Source organism: Flavobacterium caeni, from assembly GCF_900101895.1.
GTDB lineage: Bacteria > Bacteroidota > Bacteroidia > Flavobacteriales > Flavobacteriaceae > Flavobacterium > Flavobacterium caeni.
Genome location: NZ_FMVF01000011.1, coordinates 85,904 through 105,879, shown reverse-complemented (window position 1 = coordinate 105,879; position 19,976 = coordinate 85,904). Strand labels below are relative to the sequence as shown.

The following is a 19,976-nucleotide window of genomic DNA, read 5'->3' as shown; positions in this document are numbered from 1 at the left end:
ATCGTGCACGTTTGGGCTGTATTATCGATGCGATTTTGTCAGAAAATCAATCAGTTGGCGGACGGCTTTTCCGCGGTGGCTGATGCCGGCTTTTTCTTCGAGCGACAACTGTGCAAACGTACGCTCGTGGCCTTCGTATTTGAAGATGGGGTCGTAACCAAAACCTTGTTCTCCAACCTTTTCATGGATGATTTCGCCCCTGACGATACCCGTAAACAAATGTTGTTCGCCGTTCAAGTTGAGCGCGATGACGGTTTTGAATTGCGCGCTGCGATCGGTTTGGTTTTCGAGTTCCGATAACAATTTGTCCATGTTGTCGGAGGCGTTTTTTTGTTCGCCCGCGTACCGTGCAGAGTAGACGCCGGGGGCGCCGTTTAACGCGGTTACTTCGAGTCCGGTGTCGTCGGCAAAACAGTCGTAGCCGTAATTTTGCGTGACATAATCGGCTTTCAAAATGGCATTGCCTTCGATGGTGTCGGCGGTTTCGGGAATGTCGACATTGCAACCGATGTCTTGTAGACTTAGGATTTTGATGCTGTCGGGCAGCATGTTTTGGATTTCGTGGATTTTGTTGGCGTTGTTGGAGGCGAAGACGAGGTGCATTGAAGATTAAAAGATTAAAAGACTGAAAGATTCCGGGATGATTGATCTTGATTTTGAATGCTTTATTTGCGGATTTACAACAGATACAAAACTTTAACAAAATGTACAGAAAATCTGTATCCAAGCTATTTTTTTATTCCGTAGGGGATACCTTCATAGCCCCCTTCCCTACGGTAAAAATACTTTTTTAAAACGTACATCCGCTACAGAAAATCTGTAAATTTTTAAAAACGAATCGATTGCACCAACCGCCGACCCCAATCCAGATTTCCCTATCTTAGTATCCCAAATGCAAACCATGAAAAAACTACTGCTTTTAGCGCTCATTCCGATTTGTTCCAACGCACAAAACCTTGTCCGATACGTCAAGCCCATCATCGGTACGCAAAAAATGGGGCATACCTATCCCGGCGCGACCGTCCCGTTTGGCGCGGTGCAGTTGAGCCCCGACACCGATACGATCCCGTACGAGAAGAACGGCAAATACAACGGCGAAGTCTACCGTTATTGCGCCGGTTACCAGTATGACGACAAGACCATCGTGGGTTTCAGCCATACGCATTTTAGTGGGACCGGACATTCCGACTTGGGCGATTTTTTGGTGATGCCCACCGTAGGACAATTGCAGATGAACCCGGGCACAGCATCCAATCCCAAGACAGGATTCCGATCGGCGTTCTCGCACCAAAACGAAACGGCCCAGGCAGGCTACTACAAAGTCAAGCTCGACGACGACAACATTTTGGCCGAACTTACTGCCTCAACACGCGTGGGCATGCACCGGTATGCTTTTCCGGAATCGAAGGAATCGCATATCATACTCGACCTGATGCACGGCATCTACAACTACCCCGACAAAAATACCTGGACGTACGTACGCGTGGTCAACGACACTTTGATTACCGGTTACCGCCAAACGCATGGCTGGGCGCGTACGCGAACCGTGTATTTCGCGATGGCGTTTTCCAAACCGTTTAAATCCTACGGACAAAAGAATTTCGAGACCAAGCAGGCCTACCGCGGATTTTGGCGCAAGTTCAATCAAGACGATAATTTCCCCGAGATCGCAGGCAAACAAATCCGGATGCATTTCGATTTCGAAACCGGGACGAACGAAAAGGTCATGGTGAAATTCGCGCTGTCGCCAGTGAGTCAAACCAATGCGCTCGAGAACATGAGGGCCGAGATTCCGCATTGGGATTTCGACCGGGTAAAATCGCAGGCGCAAGCCGCATGGGAAAACGAATTGTCCAAAGTAACCATCGATGCGCCCGAAGACGACAAAATCAATTTTTACACCGCATTGTACCACACATTCCTTGGCCCGACGGTATACCAGGACGTCAACGGCCAATACAAAGGACTCGATCAGGAGGTGCATACGGCCTCGGGATTCACGAACTACACCACGTTTTCTTTGTGGGACACCTACCGCGCGTTGCATCCGTGGTTCAACATCGTACAGCCCAAACGCAATGCCGACATGGTGCAATCGATGCTCGCGCACTACAGCCAAAGCACGCTCAAGATGTTGCCCATTTGGTCGCATTATGCCAACGACAACTGGTGCATGAGCGGCTACCATGCGGTGTCGGTCATCGCCGACGCCATCGTCAAAGGGGTTTACAAAGGCGATGTGCGCAAGGCGCTCGAAGCGAGTGTGGCGACGGCAAACAAACGAAACTATGAAGGGATTGGCTTTTATACCGACAAAGGCTACATTCCGTCCGAGAAAAGCGGGATATCGGTGTCGAATACGCTGGAGTATGCCTACGACGATTGGGCGATCGCGCAACTGGCCAAAAAGCAAGGCGACGAAAAAACAGCGGCCGAATTTCTGAAACGCTCGGGCCATTGGAAAAACCAATTCAACCCCGAAACCCGATTCATGCAGGAACGCTTGGACAACGGCAGTTTCAAAGCCAATGCCGATGTGATGGCCACACACGGCCAAGGGTTCATCGAAGGCAATTCTTGGAACTACAGCTTTTTTGTACCGCATGACCCCGACGCGTTGGCCACAGCCATGGGCGGCAAGAAAAAGTTTCGCCAGCGTCTGGATGAACTTTTCTCGATGCATTTGCCCGATGCTTTTTTTGCCGAAACCGAAGACATCACGCGCGAAGGCATCATAGGCGGGTATGTACACGGCAACGAACCCGCGCACCACGTACCGTATTTGTACAACTGGACCGACACGCCGTGGAAAACGCAGGCGCAGGTGCGCAAAATCCTCAAGATGCAATACCAAAATGCGCCCGATGGATTGGGTGGCAACGACGATTGCGGGCAAATGAGCGCCTGGTATTTGTTTTCGGCATTGGGTTTCTATCCCGTGGCGCCTGGGTCGGATAGCTATTCGCTGGGCAGCCCGTTCGTGAAGTCGGCGCAAATCAAGTTGGAGAACGGCAAGGTGTTTTTTGTAGAAGCGGTGAACCAAAGCGACCGCAATGTGTATGTCAAGAAAGTACTGCTCGACGGAAAGCCCGTCCAGAATCTGCAAATCAAACACGCCGATATCACCGCCGGATCAAAACTGGTGTTTTACATGACAAACAAGCCCTGATTATTTGACGCGAATCAACAGCCCGCGGTTGACCACCTTGGATTGGTCGCGTTTGCTGCGCGTCGAAAAGTGAATGGTGTCCTTGCCCACATCGCGAAGATCGATCTCGACGGGGTCTTCTTCCATGTCCTTGCGCAGTATGGCCGTGTATTTTTCGTACTTGATCTTGCCTTTGCTCGTCACGGCATCGGGCCAACGCTTGGTATAGACATCGCCTTGGAATGTGATCTGGTAGGTTTGCTGCTGGTATTTTTTTTCGAATTCGATGCGGTATTTCCCTTCGAGTTTGACCTCCTGCGATGCCAAACACGCCACCGCCATCAGCGCGACAAGTGTTTTCATTTTTTGGTTCTTTCGTTTCGCGAATTGGCGTGGTCACCTCGGCGCGAACTGGGTTCTCTTTGCCGAAGATAGAAAAAGTTCGCGAAACTGAAGCGTTCCGGCCACCGAAACCAGTAGTCACGTGAATGCTGCTATGTCGGCGCCCATGATGTTGTTTATAATCAAAGTAATTGTCGCGTACGTTCTGCAGAACGCTTTGGGGTTTTCGGAACGGGAAATATTTGAATGATTTTTTTAGAATTAAATCTGTTGTGAAATTTCTGTTGTAAAAAAATCACAACAGATATTTTACAACAGAATTTGTGTTACATAATGACATTTAATGTGAACATGTAACAGGTTTTTGTGTTACATAATGATATTTTATGTAAAAATGTAACAACAACAGGGTGAAAGGAAAGCATAGAAAATGACCACAAAGTTGCCCGCGGGTATTCTTAAGAGCGCCAAGGTTGTAGTTTGCGGTAAGCGTCTTTTGACCACTGATTATAAGCAACGCAAGGCAAAAAGCGAAATTATGTAAACAACGACCACAAATGTACAACGGGCACCCCTTGGTTTGGCCGTATTTTTACGGTATTAAACAACCATACCTTTGGACACCCATCTGCAAATAGATTTTCGCGACGTTTTCGGGGCGCAACCGGGTATGGGCGTTTTGGTGCAGGCCGATGCGCCGCGGTTTTCGGTAGTCACCGTGACCGAGGAATTTACACGTCGGATGCAACTTCCCTCGCAAGACATAGGACGCGGTTTATCCGAAATGATTGCCGAACGGTTTCCTGTTGCCATTTCAAAACAGATACGGGACGCGGTAGATTCCTGTTTGCGCAGCCGACAAAAATCAGCGATGTCGATTTCTTCGGAGGCATCGGGTCTTGGTGCGGACAATCAACTTTTATCCGTTTCGAAAATCATCTACAGCCCGGTCGTGGACGAAAGCGGATCGGTGCCTTACATCATCCTTACTTTTACCGACGAAAAGCCTTTGGCCGACCAAATCGAATTGGCCGAAATTCTAAGCGAACATACCAAGGAACTCGCCGATGCCAACCAGCGCTTGCGTAACTCCAACGCCGAGCTCGAGCAATTTGCCTACATCGCCTCGCACGATTTGCAGGAACCGTTGCGCAAGATCAATATGTTTGCGGGGCTGTTGGGCAACGCGCTTGAAAACCCGAACGAGCGCATCCAAAAGTACCTCGCCAACATAGGCGTGTCGGTGCAACGCATGACCAATTTGATCCAAGACGTGCTGAGCTATTCGCAGCTTTCGCGCAAACAAGAAGTATTTCGCACCACCGATTTGAACGAGATTTTTCGCGAGACCCTGGCCGATTTCGACTTGATTGTCGACGAGAAGAACGCCAAGGTAGTTTCGGCCAACCTGCCCGTCATCGACGCAATCCCGCTCCAGATGGTACAGCTGTTCCACAACCTGATCTCGAACGCGCTCAAATACCAAAAACCCGATGTGGCACCGCGCATAGACATCAGCTGGTTTGCACTTACCGAGGACCGGCGTGTAGAATTGGGGCTGCCGCAGCTCGAAAAAGGGTACTGCGGGTTGGTGTTTGCCGACAACGGCATCGGTTTTTCGGAAGAATATGAACAGAAGATCTTTAACATTTTCCAGCGTTTGCACGGCAAGGGACAGTACGAAGGCACGGGCATTGGTTTGGCGATGTGCAAGAAAATTGCCGAGAACCACCACGGGCTGATTTATGCGCGGGGCAAGGAGGGCGAGGGCGCGTCGTTTACGGTCGTGTTGCCGTTCGATCGGCCGTAACTACTTTTTCTTTTGGTTTTTCTTTTCGGTGTTTTCGGCCACGCGAAACCTGACGATCTTTTCGATCAACGCCAGCGGCATGGGCCGGTCGATGGGAAACTGGATCGAACCTTTGCCCATGGGATACGCCGCGAGTTCTTCTCGAAAAGCCTCGTTGCCCGAAGGCAGTGCATAAAATCCGATGTGGTTTTTGAACGCCGCAAAATGCACCAGGTTGCCATACAGGTAAAAAGTAGGGATGCCATAGCTGATCTTCTCGGTCGCCCTGGGCGCGGCCTTTTGCACCGCCTCGCGAATTTGCATAAGGATCGTCTGCGTTGGCGGCGGGAATCCCGAAAGGTATTCGTCTATGGTTTCGGGTTTTTTCACGACGACAGGATTTCGCGTTGCGCCTTTTTGGTCAGTTTGGCAAAAATAAGTTGGTACGAAGCCGTGACCCATTGGTTCCATTCGGCATCGGTAGGCGTGGTGATGTCTTCTACCAGCACCCATTTGTTGCGCGCCATATAAGGTGCAAGGATGATGCCCTGGCGTGAAGAAAGCGTCTCGAAATCGTCATCGGCGGTCTTGAACGAGGCACTGACGGGCACTTGGTCTGGATTGGTCACCAGGAACATTTTGCCGCCTATGTTAAAACACAAATGGTTGTCCCATTTGATGTCTTCGGTCACGCCGGGCAAGGCGAGGGCTATTTTTCGTAAAGATTCCAGTTTCATTTGACGAAGGTAGCGCTAAAATACTGTTAATTGAGAACAGAAGGCCAATAATTTGTATCGGGCCGACGTTGTTTTTGAGAAGAAATTGTCATGAAAAAGAAAACCCTGTCTTTACGATGGGGTTCGTTTTTTTAACTGCGGGTTATATCACTATTAAAATTGTATTAAAGCCGCGCGCCCAATCGGAATTATTGCTAAATTTACGGTGATTTTGGCAGGATATTTTGCCGATATCGCAACATAAACACCAATCATCATGAAATTTTCAAAGTTACTATTGTTCGGAATCGCTGCAACGGCCTTAATCACCGTCGCCAACAGACTCAAACCCGAAACGCCTTCGTTTGCCGAAGACGACCTGGACTTCGACGCCGATTTCATCCCCGGCTCCAAGAAGTTAAACCTCGACATTCCCGATCACGTCGATCCAAGCTGGTTTCGCGCGCCGCAGCGTTTTACCGAGGACACCGATGCGATGTTCATCTAAGCCGGATTGTCCGGCTTTTTTTATGGCAAACGGAACGTGAGCGCATCGCGGTGGAGCGCTTTGGCTACCAACCGGTAAGAAGCCCAAAGCATCGTGGTTGCCAGCACATAGCCCATCGCAAAATCCAGTAAAGGCCGGGTCGTGTGTTGGGTAACGTGGGCATTGAGACAAACGCCCAAAATGACCAACCCGAAGACCATTCCGAGCATGCCGTAGGAAAGCAACAATTTTTTGTTTCCAAAAAAGGGCAGTAAGGCAACACCCATGCCGACAAAGTCGAACGCACCCAGTGAACCATGTACCGCGGTCATTGCAAGATTGACTGCGCCAAGAAACGGAAAGTAGCACAACGCTAAGTTGAAAGTGCTGAATTTCATGCGGTTGCTTTTTTCAAGAAAACGCCAAGACCAGAAAAATTATTGCCTCAGCTAAAGCGCATCCTGACAAACACATGCTTGATGCCTTTTTTGTCCGACTCGCGTTCGTCGGTTTCGATGATGTCGTTCATCGATTTGAGCATGGGCGTGAGTTTGCCGAACCCATAGTTGCGCGGATCGAACTCGGGTTTCTTGCGCGAGATCAAACTGCCTACATCGCCCAGGAATGCCCAACCGTCGTCGTCGCCGAGCGCTTCGATGGTCGATTCGATGAGTTCGATGGTTTCGTTGTCGATTTTGTTGAGCGCTTTTTGCGGGGCCTTTTCGGGCGCTTTTTGTTTGGTTTTCTGCTCGGTTTCCCGTGCGACCGTTTCGGGGATTTCTGCCGATGGCGCGGCTACCGATTTTTCGGCAGTTTCAGGTTTGTTCTTGGATTTTCGGCCGTCTTTCGGATCTGGACGGTTGCGCGATTTCTTGGCGCCCTCGAGCACTTCTATAAAGATAAAACGGTCGCAGGCCGCGATGAATGCATTGGGCGTTTTCTTTTCGCCGATCCCGATGACCTTCATGCCCGATTCGCGCAAACGCACGGCCAACCTTGTAAAATCGGAATCCGACGACACAATGCAAAACCCATCCAACTTGTCCGAATACAACAAATCCATGGCATCGATGATGAGCGCCGAATCGGACGAGTTCTTGCCATAGGTGTAAGCGTATTGTTGTACGGGCGTGATCGCATGTTCGGCCAGCACGTTTTTCCAGCCCGAAGCGTTCGGACGCGTCCAATCGGCGTAGATGCGTTTGGTGGTGGGCGTGCCGTATTTGGCGATTTCTTCCATCATGCCCTTGATGTTGGCATAGGGCACGTTGTCGGCGTCGATCAGGACGGCGAGTCTCAGTTCTTTGGTGTTTTGGGCCATAATTTTAGCGCCTGCGTTTTTCGCGGCTTGGCTAATGTACAAAAAAATGCGGCCCAATACCGCGCTATTTCAGCCCATCGAATTCCACAAAATCGTATTCGGGCGAACATTCGAGCAGTTGCCGCAACAGCGCAGCATGGCCGTTGCCAAAGATCACCAGCAGGCGGTCGGTTGGGCTTTCGGTGATTTGTTGCAGCTTCCTGAAAATCCTGAGGTTGCGGTTGTACCACCAAATCGACAGTATGTCGGCGCCGCGCGTGTCGTCGAGCTTGAAGTCACCCACAAGGTAGGCCCCATAGGTGAGTTCGTGGCTCTCGCGCGCATTGAAACGTTTGAAATAGTCGAGCAGGGTCATGCTTTTTTGGAGCGTTTCCTCGTAGCGGTACCAATCGGTGAATTTGGCGGCCATGGGGTCGTTGCTTTTGAAATCGAAATCTTCGAAGAATTTCTTGAAATAAACCGTATCGAGTTTTTCGAGTTCGAGATCGAACGGCAACGCGTCGAGCGCATAGATGGTGTCGAGTTGCAGCTCGGTGGCGATGCGCATGCCAAGCTGGAAACGTTCGTCGCGTTGGTTGCGGAATTCGCCCGCCTTGTAGCGTTTGAGTTTTTCGGTGGCTTGCCAGTTGGGCATGGCCTCGATCACGATTTTGGTGGGTTTGAAACGTTTGATGTAGTCGACGAGTTGCGTGACTTCGGACTTTTTGGGTTCGCGCAGCACGTCTATTTTGTTGGATTCGTCGGTTTTGTGCGCATCGAGGCCGGGATAGTCGAAATGGAATGTGCCGACGACGAGCACTTGGGTTTTGGATTTGGGGAAGAAATCTGATGGAGATTTGACCGAAAGTTGTGCGCTGGCGGCGGTTGTAGCCAACAACAGCAAGATGATTTTTTTCATGGTGATTGATGATTGAATGATGGGGTAAAAGACTGTCGGTTAAAACAAGTGTTACAACTGGATGAAATGCGTCCGGTGTTTCGCAGGCCCTAGCCCTGATAGCAGTGGAAATCCTTTTGCGGCCGCAGCGCAGCGGAGGCCGCAAAAGATTGCAACGGATAGCAGGAAAAAGCTCCCAAAAACTTTTCTGAAATACTTTTTAATCTTTATTTTTGCGGGCGAAAAGCCCGACTAAACGGGCGCTGAAAATCATGGTGAAAGATTTATTCGAAAGAATACAAAGCAATAAGGGCCCGCTCGGGAAATGGGCGTCGCAGGCCGAAGGTTATTACGTGTTCCCGAAGCTCGAGGGCGAATTGGGGCCGCGTATGCAGTTTCATGGCAAGGAAATTTTGAACTGGAGCATCAACGATTACCTTGGGTTGGCGAACCATCCCGAAGTGCGTAAAGCCGATGCCGATGCGGCGCGCGATTACGGTGCGGCGTATCCGATGGGTGCGCGTATGATGAGCGGCCACACGACTTTGCACGAGCAATTGCAGAATGAATTGGCGGCGTTCGTACAAAAGGAAGCGGCGTATTTGCTCAATTTCGGATACCAGGGCATGGTTTCGACGATCGATGCTTTGGTCACCAAAAACGACGTGATTGTGTATGATGTGGATTCGCATGCGTGCATCATCGACGGCGTGCGTTTGCACATGGGCAAGCGTTTCACCTACAAACACAACGATGTAGAAAGCATCGAGAAGAATTTGCAGCGTGCGACCAAGATGGCCGAGGAAAACGGCGGCGGTATCCTTTTGATCACCGAAGGTGTTTTCGGGATGCGCGGCCAGCAAGGCAAGTTGAAGGAAATCGTGGCGTTGAAGGAAAAATACAACTTCCGTTTGCTCGTTGACGACGCGCACGGATTCGGGACATTGGGTAAAACCGGTGCTGGAGCGGGCGAGGAGCAAGGTTGCCAGGACGGGATTGACGTGTACTTTTCGACATTCGCCAAGTCGATGGCGTCTATCGGCGCGTTCATCGCGGGCGACAAAGACGTGATCGATTATTTGAAATACAATTTGCGTTCGCAGATGTTTGCCAAGTCGTTGCCGATGATTTTTACGGTTGGGGCGCTCAAACGCCTGGAGATGTTGCGCACCATGCCCGAACTCAAGGACAAGTTGTGGGAGAACGTCGATGCGTTGCAAAACGGACTCAAGTCGCGCGGTTTCGACATCGGCGATACGAATACTTGTGTGACGCCGGTGTATTTGAACGGATCGATTCCTGAGGCGATGATGCTTGTGAACGATTTGCGCGAGAATTACCACATCTTCCTGTCGATTGTCGTGTATCCGGTTATTCCGAAAGGCATTATTTTGTTGCGCATGATCCCGACGGCGTCGCATACGCTTAACGACATCAGCGAAACGCTCGACGCTTTTGAGGCGGTGCGCGAAAAGTTGACCAATGGCACGTACCTGAAAATTGCTTCAGAAAAAACAGTAGACGTAAGCGACGAAAGATAGTCGCCCGATAAAAATAAAAAACCGCTTCTTTCGAGGCGGTTTTTTTATGCGGTAAATTAAAGGTACTTGATGTAGGTGCTCCTGCGTTTGTGTACGACCGGATTGAAATTCTTCCACAAATTGTGGATCGAATGGTTCTCTTCGAGTTCGGGCGTACGGATGCACGTTTTGATGCCGTTGGCCTTGAAACTTTCGTAAAATGCGGTCATGATTACGGCCGTTACGCCTTTGTTTTGGTATTCGGGCAGGATTCCGATCAAATAGAAAAGTACTTCGTCTGAATGTTTTTTGGCCTTCAACAAATGCAGGAATCCAAACGGGAACAATTTGCCGTTGGCCTTTTTCAATGCGTTGGACATCGAAGGCATGCACACGCAAAAACCAACGATGTGGTCGTTTTCGTCGGCGACAAATTTGATGAATTCGGGGTTGATGAGCCCGATGTATTTTTTCTTGAAATAGGCGATTTGCGCATCGGATACGGCAACAAACGACGACAATTTGGCGTACACGTCGTTGAATATCCGGAACAAATCGTCTACATAAGGCATCACATCCTGCGAACGTGTAAAACCAATCGATTTGAGCCCGTAGCGTTTGCGCACCATGGCGTCGGCTTTTTGGATGGGTGCCATCATTTCGGCTGTAGGGAGCGGAAAGACGCTTTCGACCCATTCTTTTTCCATGACAAAACCCAACTGCTCGAAATGGGTGATGTAGTACGCGTAATTGTACCAGGTGATCATGGTGCCGATTTCGTCGTAGCCCATGGTGAGCGCACCGGTTTTGTCGAGGTTGGAGAATCCCATGGGGCCTTCGACATTGTCCAGGTTGTGTTTTCGGGCAAGTTCGAACGCCTTTTCGAGCAATGCTTCGGTGACTTTGATGTCGTCTATGACATCGAACCAGCCAAAGCGTACTTTGCGTTTGCCGAGTTGGTTGACCTCGGCCCAGTTGATGATGACGGCCGTGCGCCCGACAATTTTACCGTCGCGATAAGCGAGGTAGAACGACGCTTCGGCATTTTCGAAAGCCGGATTTTTGGTCGCGTCGAAGGTTTCGAGTTCATCGGCGATGAGCGGCGGAATCCAATTCGGATTGTCTTTGTAGAGTTCGAACGGAAATTTGACAAAAGCTTTCATATCGCTTTTGGAAAGGGCCTGTTTGATGGTAATCATGAATGTTTGGGCTGTTGTTCTTTTGGAGTATTGCGGTTTTGTCGGAAAGACGACAGGATCTTTAGGATAATTTTTTCGGAAAAAACAAAAAATGAAACTTTAACAAAATGTACAGATTCTCTGTATTTGAGTTTGGTCGAAATTTCGTTGGGGTATACTTCCAATGCCCCCTTCCCATGGAACGAAAATACCATTTTAAAAACCAATTCCGCTACAGAAAAACTGTAATTTTTACTTTTCGGGAAAGCGTCCCATAAAACGCTATTCCTTCACGGGCTCGCCGTTCTCGATCGCGTCGAGACGTTTCTTGGCTTTGTCCTTGTCTTTTTTCTTCTTTTTGTCTTCCTTGCTTTCCTTGCCTTTTTCTTTCGGGATGCGCAAATAGACATCTTCGTAGTTGGCGTCGAAACGCCACGAGACGCCAATTCCGCCCACGAGCAACGACGGCGTTTCCTTGATGTTGGCCCCGATCGATGCGTCTATCTGTACATTTTTGATCGGAAGCCAGGCCGCGCCGCCCCTAAAAATGGCATCGCTGTACCATTCGCTCACAAAGCCCTGGTGCTCGATAAAGCCGGACCAGCGCATATTGAACCCGTGGGTAAGCGTGATCACATAGTCGATCGATTCGCGTTGCGTGGCCAATTGGTCGAGCATCACGTTCATGCAAAGCACTTGTCGCCCGAATTGGTTTTGCGTAAGCAGGCCCAAGGTAGGACTCCATTTGTCGACAATCGGATAATAGGGACGATCGAATTTACCCTTGGCCGCATCGATGTTGATCCCGCCATATACGCCAACGGCAGGGATGAACGCACGCCAGCTGAATTTATGGTTGGCTTTCCAACTGTACAGATTGGGTTTCTGTTCGTAATTCTTAAGCGGGTCGTACAATAGAAATTTTGCGCCCAAAGAAATGGTTTTGAGTCCTGCATCCCTTCTTGAACGGAATGTCGTCCGGCTTTTATAGACTTCATTCTGATAGCTCGCATCGAGTATGAACTCGAGCTGTTCGAAAAAAGCGCCGTAACGCACCTGCAAATCACTGCCGATACCCTCTACGTCGTATTCCGAAATCGTATGGTACTCGCGAAACGTGTGGAATCCGAGTTCGGCCTGGATGACGGTTCTGCCTACCGAAAAAGCCCCCATCGATTTGCCGGGGCGGTTCGAATTGATGACATCGGTAAACTGTGCGTGCGCAAAAGGAGCGCAAAAAAGCAAGAGTAGGAGCGGCTTGATTTTGGACATATTGTTATTTTAAGAGATCGTATAACAACCCAAAAGTAGTCATTTTTATTATTTATTTAAGACGGAATCTGCGCCGATTGCTTAATTTTGAAAAAAATTACCTCATGGACCACGCTTCTTTTTCGGGAACAATCAAAGTCATTTTCTACATCATCTTGTTTTACTATGTATTCAAGTTTTTGGCGCGTTTGTTTTTTCCGGTTCTGGTCAAGAAAGCGGTCGAGAAAGCCGCGCAAAACTTCGAGCAGCAACAGCGTCAGTACCAAGGCTATCAAAGTACCCGCACGGCCAATAACGACGAAATCATATACGATTCCAACGTCAAATCGTCAAAACCACGCGAGACCAAAAAAGTGGGCGAGTACATCGATTTTGAAGAAATCAAATAATTTGGAAATTTGAAAATTTGAAAATGACATTCGCGGTCGTTTTTTGCTTGCCGACCAACCAATATTTTTCGTATTCCGGTCAATAGTTTCGTTGGCCGTTTTTTTTGCCTATTTTTGGGTTTTATTTACCAAAATCCCTCATGAAACAACTTCAAAAGTTTTATCCGCATGCGCTGGCCGTGATTGGTTTTGTGCTGGTTTCGCTCGCGTATTTTTATCCGGTGTTGTCGGGCAAGCAGATTTTCCAGTCCGATATCGTACAGTATACAGGCATGGCCAAGGAACAAAACGACTTTCGCGCCGCCCAACAAACCGAACCTTATTGGACCAACTCGGCGTTTGGCGGGATGCCTACCTACCAATTGGGTGCGAATTATCCGCATGATTACATCGGCAAATTAGACGATGCGTTGCGGTTTCTGCCGCGTCCCGCCGACTACCTGATGTTGTATTTTGTTGGATTTTACCTGTTGCTCATCGTACTTCGAACCAATCCGCTTAAGGCCTTTTTTGGGGCGCTGGCGTTTGGTTTGTCGACGTATCTGATCATTATTTTGGGTGTAGGACACAATGCCAAGGCGCATGCCATCGCCTACATGCCCATGGTAGTGGCCGGTGTCATCCTGGTGTTCAGGCAACGGTACCTGGCGGGCGGATTGCTCACCATGGTGGCCGCGGCGCTCGAGATCAACGCCAACCACTTCCAGATGACCTACTACCTGTTGCTTTTGTTGCTGGTGTTGTCGGTTTATTTTGCCGCGGGGCTCATCAAGGAAAAGAACTACAAGGCATTGGGCATTTCAATAGCTACGTTCGTCGTTGCGGGAATTCTGGCCATAGGTGCCAATGCGACCAACATCATGGCGACGGCCGAGTATACCGATTTCAGCATGCGCGGCAAAAGCGAGCTGACCTTTAACCCCGATGGCTCGCAAAACACGACCACGTCGTCGATGAAGTACGACTACATCACCGAATATAGCTACGGTATTGCCGAGAGCTTGAACCTGATCGCGCCGCGTTTGTTCGGCGGGTCGAACAGCGAGGTGCTCGGCAAGGAAAGCGAGTCCTACCAATACGCGATTGCCCAAGGTGCGTCCGAAGCCGAAGCGGCCCAATTCGCGTCGTCGTTGCCCACGTATTGGGGGGACCAACCCATCGTGGCGGCGCCGGCCTACATTGGTGCTGTCGTGTTTTTTTTGTGCGTGTTGGCGTTGTTTGCCGACAATCGAAAGATAAAATACGCTTTCCTGGCCGCGGCGTTGCTTTCGCTGTTGTTGTCCTGGGGGAAAAACTTCGCTGGATTGACACAGTTTTTCATCGATTATGTGCCGTTGTACGACAAGTTCAGGGCCGTTTCGTCGATACAGGTTATTCTCGAATTGTGTATGCCGGTGCTGGCCGTCATGGGCTTGCACGCATTCTTTAACGAACAGGACGAAGCGAAAAAGAAAAAAGCGCTGCGTTATGCCGGTGCGGTATCGTTGGGCATCATCGCCTTTTTGTTCGTGGCCAAAGGGATGTTCACTTTTTCGGGTGCCAACGATGCGCGTATGTTTGGCGACGAACGTTCGCGTGTGGTACTCGACTTGTTGAAAGCCGACCGCGAGAGCCTTTATTTGGCCGATTTGTTGCGTTCGGGCTTTTTGATCACCGTGGCTTTCGGCGTGCTTTGGCTGTCGCTCAAAAGCAAGATCCAACAGCAAACGGCCGTCATCATCGTGGGCGTGGTCATGATTGGCGATTTGTTTTTTGTCGACAAGAAGTACGTCAAGAACGACGACCAGACTTTTGTGAGCGCTTCGCAAATCGAACAGCCATTCCAGGCGACCGAAGCCGACAATTTTATCCTTCGCGACACGTCGCATTACCGTGTTTATGACGTCTTTGGACGTTTGGAAGGCCGCACCTCGTACTTCCACAAATCGGTTGGGGGCTACAGTGCCGTACGTCCGCGCCGCATGGATCAATTGTTTGAGTACCAGGTAGACCGCGAATTGCAAGGGCTTTTCAGTGCGATCGATACGACCAATTTCCACCTGACGCGCAACAGCCAGGTGCTCGACATGCTCAACGTCAAATACCTGATCATGCAAACCAACGACGGGCAACACCTGCCGCTGGTGAACCCTACGGCCAACGGCAATGCATGGTTCGTCAAGCAATTGCGTATGGCCGGTTCGGCCGATGCCGAGATGCGTGCGCTCGACAAGATGGATACCAAGAACGTGGCCATCGTCAACCAAACCGAGTTTGGTGCGTTGGTCAAGAAGACGGTTTTTGAAAAAGACAGTACGGCGTCTATTTCGGTCGCGGCCTACAAGCCGAATTACATCAAATACAAGTCGCGCAATGCGCACGACGGGCTGGCCGTTTTCTCTGAAATGTATTACGGAAACGGATGGAACGCCTACATAGACGGCAAGAAAGCCGATCATTTTCGCGCCGACTACGTGTTGCGCGCCATGCACGTACCGGCGGGCAGCCATACCATCGAATTCAAGTTTGAGCCCGAGGTGGTGCAAAAAGGTGGCACGATCGCGTTGGCGAGTTCGGTGTTGATGGTGTTTTTGATCGTGGGTGGGATTTATTTCGAACGCCGTAAGTTGTGGTTCAAGGACCAGAAATAATCCTGCCATGAAAAAGGTATTGGTCATCACCTATTATTTTCCGCCCGCGGGTGGTCCGGGCGTACAGCGCTGGCTCAAATTCATCAAGTATTTGCCGGGGTTTGGCGTGCAGCCGCATGTGTATGTGCCCCAGAATCCGACCTATCCGATTGTAGACGAAAAGCTCCTCGAGGAAATCCCAGAGGATGCGATTGTCGTCAAACGCAAGATTTTTGAACCGTACGGGTTGGCGTCGGTTTTTTCAAAAAACAAAACCAAGAAAATCAGCGCGGGCATCATTCCGCACCGCAAAAAACAAGGCATAATCGAGAAATTGTTGCTCTGGATCCGTGGCAATTGTTTCATTCCCGATGCGCGTGTGTACTGGGTAAAACCATCGGTGAAATTCCTAGAATCTTATCTCGAGGAGCACGGCATCGATACCGTCATCACATCGGGACCGCCGCACAGCCTGCATTTGATTGGACTGCAACTCAAGGAAAAAATGGGCGTGCGCTGGGTGGCCGATTTTCGCGATCCGTGGACGACCATCGGCTACCACGACGCGTTGCGTTTGTCTGCGTCGTCGGCCCAAAAACACAAAGAGATGGAGCGTCAAGTGCTCAATGCCGCCGATTTGATCCTTGTGACCAGTCCTACCACCAAAGCCGAATTCGAACAACTTACCACGCGTCCGATCGAGGTCATCACCAACGGTTACGATGTAGAACAAGTGGCCAAGGCACCGCTCGACGCGAAGTTCAGTTTGGCGCACATCGGGTCGTTTCTTTCGAGCCGTAACCCGCGCATTTTGTGGAAGGCGCTGCGCGAACTCACCAAAGAAAACAAACAGTTCGCCCAAGACTTCGAACTCAAGCTCATTGGCGCGGTCAGCCAGGAAATCCTCGATACGATTGCCGAGTTCAGGCTGGATCGTTTTGTCAACAACCTTGGTTATGTGCCGCACGACGTGGCCGTGGCGCACCAACGGCAATCGCAGGTGTTGCTGCTCATCGAGATCGATTCGCCGCAAACGCGCAGCATCATTCCGGGCAAATTGTTCGAATACATGGCCGCCGAGCGACCGATACTGGCGTTGGGCCCAGAAGGCTCCGATTTTGCCGATATCCTCAAGCAAACCAACACCGGGTCTTTCTTTTTGTATGACGAAAAAGAGGCGCTCAAAGACAAGATTCTCGAATATTACACACAGTATAAAAACGGCCAACTGCGGTCGCATCCGGTAGGGTTACAGCAGTATTCGCGTAAGAACCTGACCGAAAAACTGGCTAATTTGTTGCGTTAATGGGCATCGTCATCAACCAATCGATCAAGAACACGGCCGTGACCTATTTCGGGTTTGCGATCGGTGCGGTCAATGCGTTGTTTTTGTACACGAATTTCCTCGGCAAATTGCATTACGGCATCACCGCCTTTGTGCTTTCGGCGGCCAACATCCTGATGCCGCTCATGGCTTTTGGCGTGCACAACACATTGGTGCGGTTCTATGCGCGGTGCCAGTCTGAAACCGAGCGCGAACGGTTTTTGAGTTTCATGTTGTGGATGCCGCTTTTGTTGATTGTCCCGGTTTGTCTTTTTTTTGGATGGTTTTACGACGATGTCGCCTTTTTTGTCATCCGCGAAAACCCCGAAGTCAAGCCATACCTGTGGCTCATTCCTACCGTGGGCATCTGCATGGGGTATTTCGAGGTTTTTTACGCCTGGGTCAAGGTGCACATGCAATCGGTGGTGGGCAATTTCATCAGCGAGGTGTTGGTGCGCGCAGTGGTCATGGTCCTGCTTTTTGGTGTGCACTGGGGCTGGTTGACCCCGGCAACTTTTTTGTATGGGGCTACGGCGGCCTACGCACTGCAATTGTTGGCGATGATGGGCTATGCTTTTTACGTCAAGCGGCCGACGTTCCATTGGAGTGTGCCGCACAATGTATATGACATTTTCGGGTATTCATTTTTCATACTACTTTCCGGCGGTATCGGCGTTTTTTTGATCGACTTCGACAAAGTCATGATTCCTGCATACGAAGATGTAGGCAGCAATGCATTGTACTCCGTCGCCATTTTTATCGCCACGGTGATTGCCGTACCCAGCCGTGCGATGCTCCAGATCATCTATCCAATCACGGCCAAACTGATGGCCGAGGAAAAATACGACGAGCTCAACGACCTTTACAAAAAAAGCGCAATCAACCTCCAGGTTTTTGGCGGGCTCATCATGCTGGGCATTTTTTTGAACATCCACCAACTGTACTTGCTTATCCCTGCCGAGTACAGCGGCGGTGTGGCCGTGGTGTTCCTGATCGGGTTGTCTAAATTCTCCGACTTGATCGTGGGCAACAACAACGCCATCATTCTCAATACGCAATATTACCGCTGGGTGCTGTTGTTTGGCGTGTTGCTCGTGGTGATGATGGTGGTGCTGAACATGGTATTGATTCCACGCTATGGTATTGTGGGCGCGGCATGGGCCACGCTGATCTCGATTGTCGTGTACAATGCCATCAAGTTGTTTTTTGTGGTCAAGAAGATGCGGTTGTATCCGTTCACAGGCCAAACGCTTAAGTCATTGTTGCTGATTGTGGTAGTATTTGTGGCGTTTTATTTTTGGGATTTCGGTTTTCACCCGCTGTTGAACATCGCGCTCAAGTCGGTGTTGGTTACCGCGGTGTACGGCTATCTCAATTACCGTTGGCGCGTTTCGCCCGAGATGAACCAGGTGTTGGATCGGTTCCTTGCACGCCTCAAACAAACATGAAAAACCCCGCCGGATGTACCAAGCGGGGCTCACAAACAAACCAATTATCCAACCAACTTTCTAAACTATGATGGGTGTATTTCAATTCACGTGCCAAAAGACAAAAGTTGGGGTTAGATTAATTTTATTGAAGGTAAAATATTGACAAACAATTAATTAATATTTAAGTGAATTTTAAAAAAGATAACGTTTCTTTACCGTCTTAAAAACAGAATCTTGCTTTGAAAGAAAATAAAATGAAAAATGCCCTTTTGCTTTTGCTGCTCTTTTGGGCAGGCCTGTCCTGGTCGCAAAAAATGCCCGAGAAAGTCAACGACCAAAAACGCTACAAATCAGACAGCCGTATGTTCTATGTTTGGAACCAAGACAAGGATGCCTACGATTTGCGCGACACCGAGTTCGAAAATTCTATCATCGACATCCGCGAAATTGGTTCGCGCAGCAACGGCTACATCATGATTGCGCTTACCGACGACGGCAAAGTCAGGACCTACCACGGGTCGATCATCCAGTTCAACGTAGACGATGAAGGCAATTCTACATGGGTCATGCGTTCCAAAAACGCGCGCGGCAAGCTTGTGCTCGAGCCCAAGAAAAAGACTTTGACGTATTCTTATGAGAGCAATGAGACGCGGTATGTGAAGATTTTTATTTTTAACCTCGCCGCCGAGGATGAAGAGCGTGATAATTAGTTTTAGGAGCTTTTTCCCGCTTTTCGTTGCAATCTTTTCTAGCTTTTTGCAAAAGCTAGAAAAGGATTTCCACTTCAATCGGGGCTAGGGGTAAGCCGCGCTGTTCGAGGTGTTTCCAAAACCGGACGTTTTGAATCCGTTTGAGGTTTTCGCTGCCGCGGGCCTACTTTTGCCTCGCCGCAAAAGTAGCAAAACGGCGTAGGCGCAGACCTTTCGGCGACCAGCCATGTTCTCGATGGCTAAATCAAAAGAACTCGGGTTAGAAAAAATACCTGAAGTCCACTGGACTTCCTCCTCTTAATATCAAATGGCTCAGACAGCTTTTAATTTTGCGCCATCTTCGAACGGCTGGTGCCCGCCTGCAAGGTCGATGCGCCAACCTCACGAAGAAAGTTTGTAGTTAATGAAAGTTTATCATCCGCTTTGTGCGTTCGTCCAACGCGCCGGGAAATTTGTCATGGCCGGAAAATTTTTCCCCGCGGGGACGTTTTACGACAAACTTCGTAAGCGAGATGATAGCCCCAAATTTGGATGGGCATCCCTCGTGCGGATTTTTGGCGCAGCGGGCAAGCCAAAAATAAAATAAACACTTTCCTTGAGCGCCAGCGGCCATCAAATAACAGGCGTTAAAAAACAAGGAAGGTTTGAGCGGCAAAACTGCGTAGAGCTGAGTTGTTTGCGACCAGCAAAACAACGAACGGTTAGCGGTTTGGAGCGAGAACCGACGTAGTTTTTGAGCCTGGGATTTGCGGGCCTTGACTTTTTGTTTCTTTTGCGTCAAGGCAAAAGAAAGCCTGCGGCAGCATAGCCCGGATTGAAGCGGCATCCTTTTGCAAAACGCAGTGAAGCAAAAGATACAGCGGA

19 protein-coding genes are annotated in these 19,976 nt (G+C 49.7%); 9 read left to right on the top strand and 10 right to left on the bottom strand.

Annotated features, from left to right (window positions below; all coding sequences use genetic code 11):
* Positions 1–21 precede the first annotated feature (21 nt).
* Positions 22–603 (bottom strand): non-canonical purine NTP diphosphatase, encoded by a 582-nt coding sequence (locus BLP55_RS11890; RefSeq protein ID WP_091144304.1) that lies wholly within the window; start codon positions 601–603, stop codon positions 22–24.
* A 298-nt stretch (positions 604–901) separates the two neighbouring features.
* Here BLP55_RS11890 and BLP55_RS11885 point away from each other — a divergent pair, with 298 nt between their 5' ends.
* Positions 902–3,169, top strand: coding sequence for a GH92 family glycosyl hydrolase (locus BLP55_RS11885; RefSeq protein WP_211516828.1), 2,268 nt, complete (start codon positions 902–904; stop codon positions 3,167–3,169).
* On the opposite strand, the gene BLP55_RS11880 is transcribed toward BLP55_RS11885, so the two are convergent.
* Entirely contained in the window at positions 3,170–3,511 is a 342-nt protein-coding gene (locus BLP55_RS11880; protein WP_091144298.1) for a hypothetical protein, read from the bottom strand.
* A gap of 595 nt (positions 3,512–4,106) precedes the next feature.
* Here BLP55_RS11880 and BLP55_RS11875 point away from each other — a divergent pair.
* Complete coding sequence (locus tag BLP55_RS11875; RefSeq protein WP_091144293.1) at positions 4,107–5,300, top strand: sensor histidine kinase; 1,194 nt, start codon at positions 4,107–4,109, stop codon at positions 5,298–5,300.
* Here the strand turns inward: BLP55_RS11875 and BLP55_RS11870 are convergent, their stop codons facing one another.
* On the bottom strand, positions 5,301–5,669 hold the full coding sequence (locus tag BLP55_RS11870) for an iron chaperone (protein ID WP_244503458.1): 369 nt from the start codon (positions 5,667–5,669) through the stop codon (positions 5,301–5,303).
* Positions 5,666–6,016, bottom strand: a complete 351-nt coding sequence (locus BLP55_RS11865; RefSeq protein ID WP_091144286.1) for an MmcQ/YjbR family DNA-binding protein — start codon at positions 6,014–6,016, stop codon at positions 5,666–5,668. The genes BLP55_RS11870 and BLP55_RS11865 overlap by 4 nt, the downstream gene beginning before the upstream one ends.
* Before the next feature lie 256 nt (positions 6,017–6,272).
* On the opposite strand from BLP55_RS11865, the gene BLP55_RS11860 reads away from it, so the two are divergent.
* Positions 6,273–6,503 (top strand): hypothetical protein, encoded by a 231-nt coding sequence (locus BLP55_RS11860; RefSeq protein WP_091144283.1) that lies wholly within the window; start codon positions 6,273–6,275, stop codon positions 6,501–6,503.
* 20 nt (positions 6,504–6,523) lie between these two features.
* On the opposite strand, the gene BLP55_RS11855 is transcribed toward BLP55_RS11860, so the two are convergent.
* The 3 genes from BLP55_RS11855 to BLP55_RS11845 form a co-directional block, all read right to left on the bottom strand.
* The gene (locus BLP55_RS11855) at positions 6,524–6,880 is read right to left on the bottom strand and encodes a hypothetical protein (protein ID WP_091144279.1); all 357 of its coding nucleotides are present in this window, start codon (positions 6,878–6,880) and stop codon (positions 6,524–6,526) included.
* 47 nt (positions 6,881–6,927) lie between these two features.
* Positions 6,928–7,803: an NYN domain-containing protein gene (locus BLP55_RS11850; protein ID WP_170826857.1), complete on the bottom strand. Its 876-nt coding sequence runs from the start codon at positions 7,801–7,803 to the stop codon at positions 6,928–6,930.
* Between the two features lie 64 nt (positions 7,804–7,867).
* On the bottom strand, positions 7,868–8,701 hold the full coding sequence (locus BLP55_RS11845) for a DUF5694 domain-containing protein (protein ID WP_091144275.1): 834 nt from the start codon (positions 8,699–8,701) through the stop codon (positions 7,868–7,870).
* Positions 8,702–8,952: 251 nt separating this feature from the next.
* Here BLP55_RS11845 and BLP55_RS11840 point away from each other — a divergent pair, with 251 nt between their 5' ends.
* Positions 8,953–10,221: a cysteate-C-fatty acyltransferase gene (locus BLP55_RS11840; protein ID WP_091144272.1), complete on the top strand. Its 1,269-nt coding sequence runs from the start codon at positions 8,953–8,955 to the stop codon at positions 10,219–10,221.
* Positions 10,222–10,277: 56 nt separating this feature from the next.
* On the opposite strand, the gene BLP55_RS11835 is transcribed toward BLP55_RS11840, so the two are convergent.
* Positions 10,278–11,399, bottom strand: a complete 1,122-nt coding sequence (locus tag BLP55_RS11835; RefSeq protein WP_091144268.1) for a GNAT family N-acetyltransferase — start codon at positions 11,397–11,399, stop codon at positions 10,278–10,280.
* Positions 11,400–11,660: 261 nt separating this feature from the next.
* Positions 11,661–12,650, bottom strand: a complete 990-nt coding sequence (locus BLP55_RS11825; RefSeq protein WP_091144261.1) for a transporter — start codon at positions 12,648–12,650, stop codon at positions 11,661–11,663.
* A 104-nt stretch (positions 12,651–12,754) separates the two neighbouring features.
* Between BLP55_RS11825 and BLP55_RS11820 the strand changes: the two genes are divergently transcribed.
* From BLP55_RS11820 to BLP55_RS11800, 5 genes are all read left to right on the top strand, one after another.
* Positions 12,755–13,039, top strand: coding sequence for a DUF4834 family protein (locus BLP55_RS11820; protein WP_091144374.1), 285 nt, complete (start codon positions 12,755–12,757; stop codon positions 13,037–13,039).
* A 140-nt stretch (positions 13,040–13,179) separates the two neighbouring features.
* On the top strand, positions 13,180–15,669 hold the full coding sequence (locus BLP55_RS11815) for a YfhO family protein (protein WP_091144258.1): 2,490 nt from the start codon (positions 13,180–13,182) through the stop codon (positions 15,667–15,669).
* 7 nt (positions 15,670–15,676) lie between these two features.
* Entirely contained in the window at positions 15,677–16,954 is a 1,278-nt protein-coding gene (locus BLP55_RS11810) for a glycosyltransferase family 4 protein (RefSeq protein WP_091144254.1), read from the top strand.
* Positions 16,954–18,420, top strand: coding sequence for an oligosaccharide flippase family protein (locus tag BLP55_RS11805; RefSeq protein WP_091144250.1), 1,467 nt, complete (start codon positions 16,954–16,956; stop codon positions 18,418–18,420). Before BLP55_RS11810 ends, BLP55_RS11805 begins: the two co-directional genes overlap by 1 nt.
* 236 nt (positions 18,421–18,656) lie before the next feature.
* Entirely contained in the window at positions 18,657–19,112 is a 456-nt protein-coding gene (locus BLP55_RS11800) for a hypothetical protein (RefSeq protein ID WP_139149661.1), read from the top strand.
* A gap of 400 nt (positions 19,113–19,512) precedes the next feature.
* Here BLP55_RS11800 and BLP55_RS16835 read toward each other — a convergent pair whose 3' ends face one another.
* Entirely contained in the window at positions 19,513–19,938 is a 426-nt protein-coding gene (locus BLP55_RS16835; RefSeq protein WP_139149660.1) for a hypothetical protein, read from the bottom strand.
* Positions 19,939–19,976: the final 38 nt, after the last annotated feature.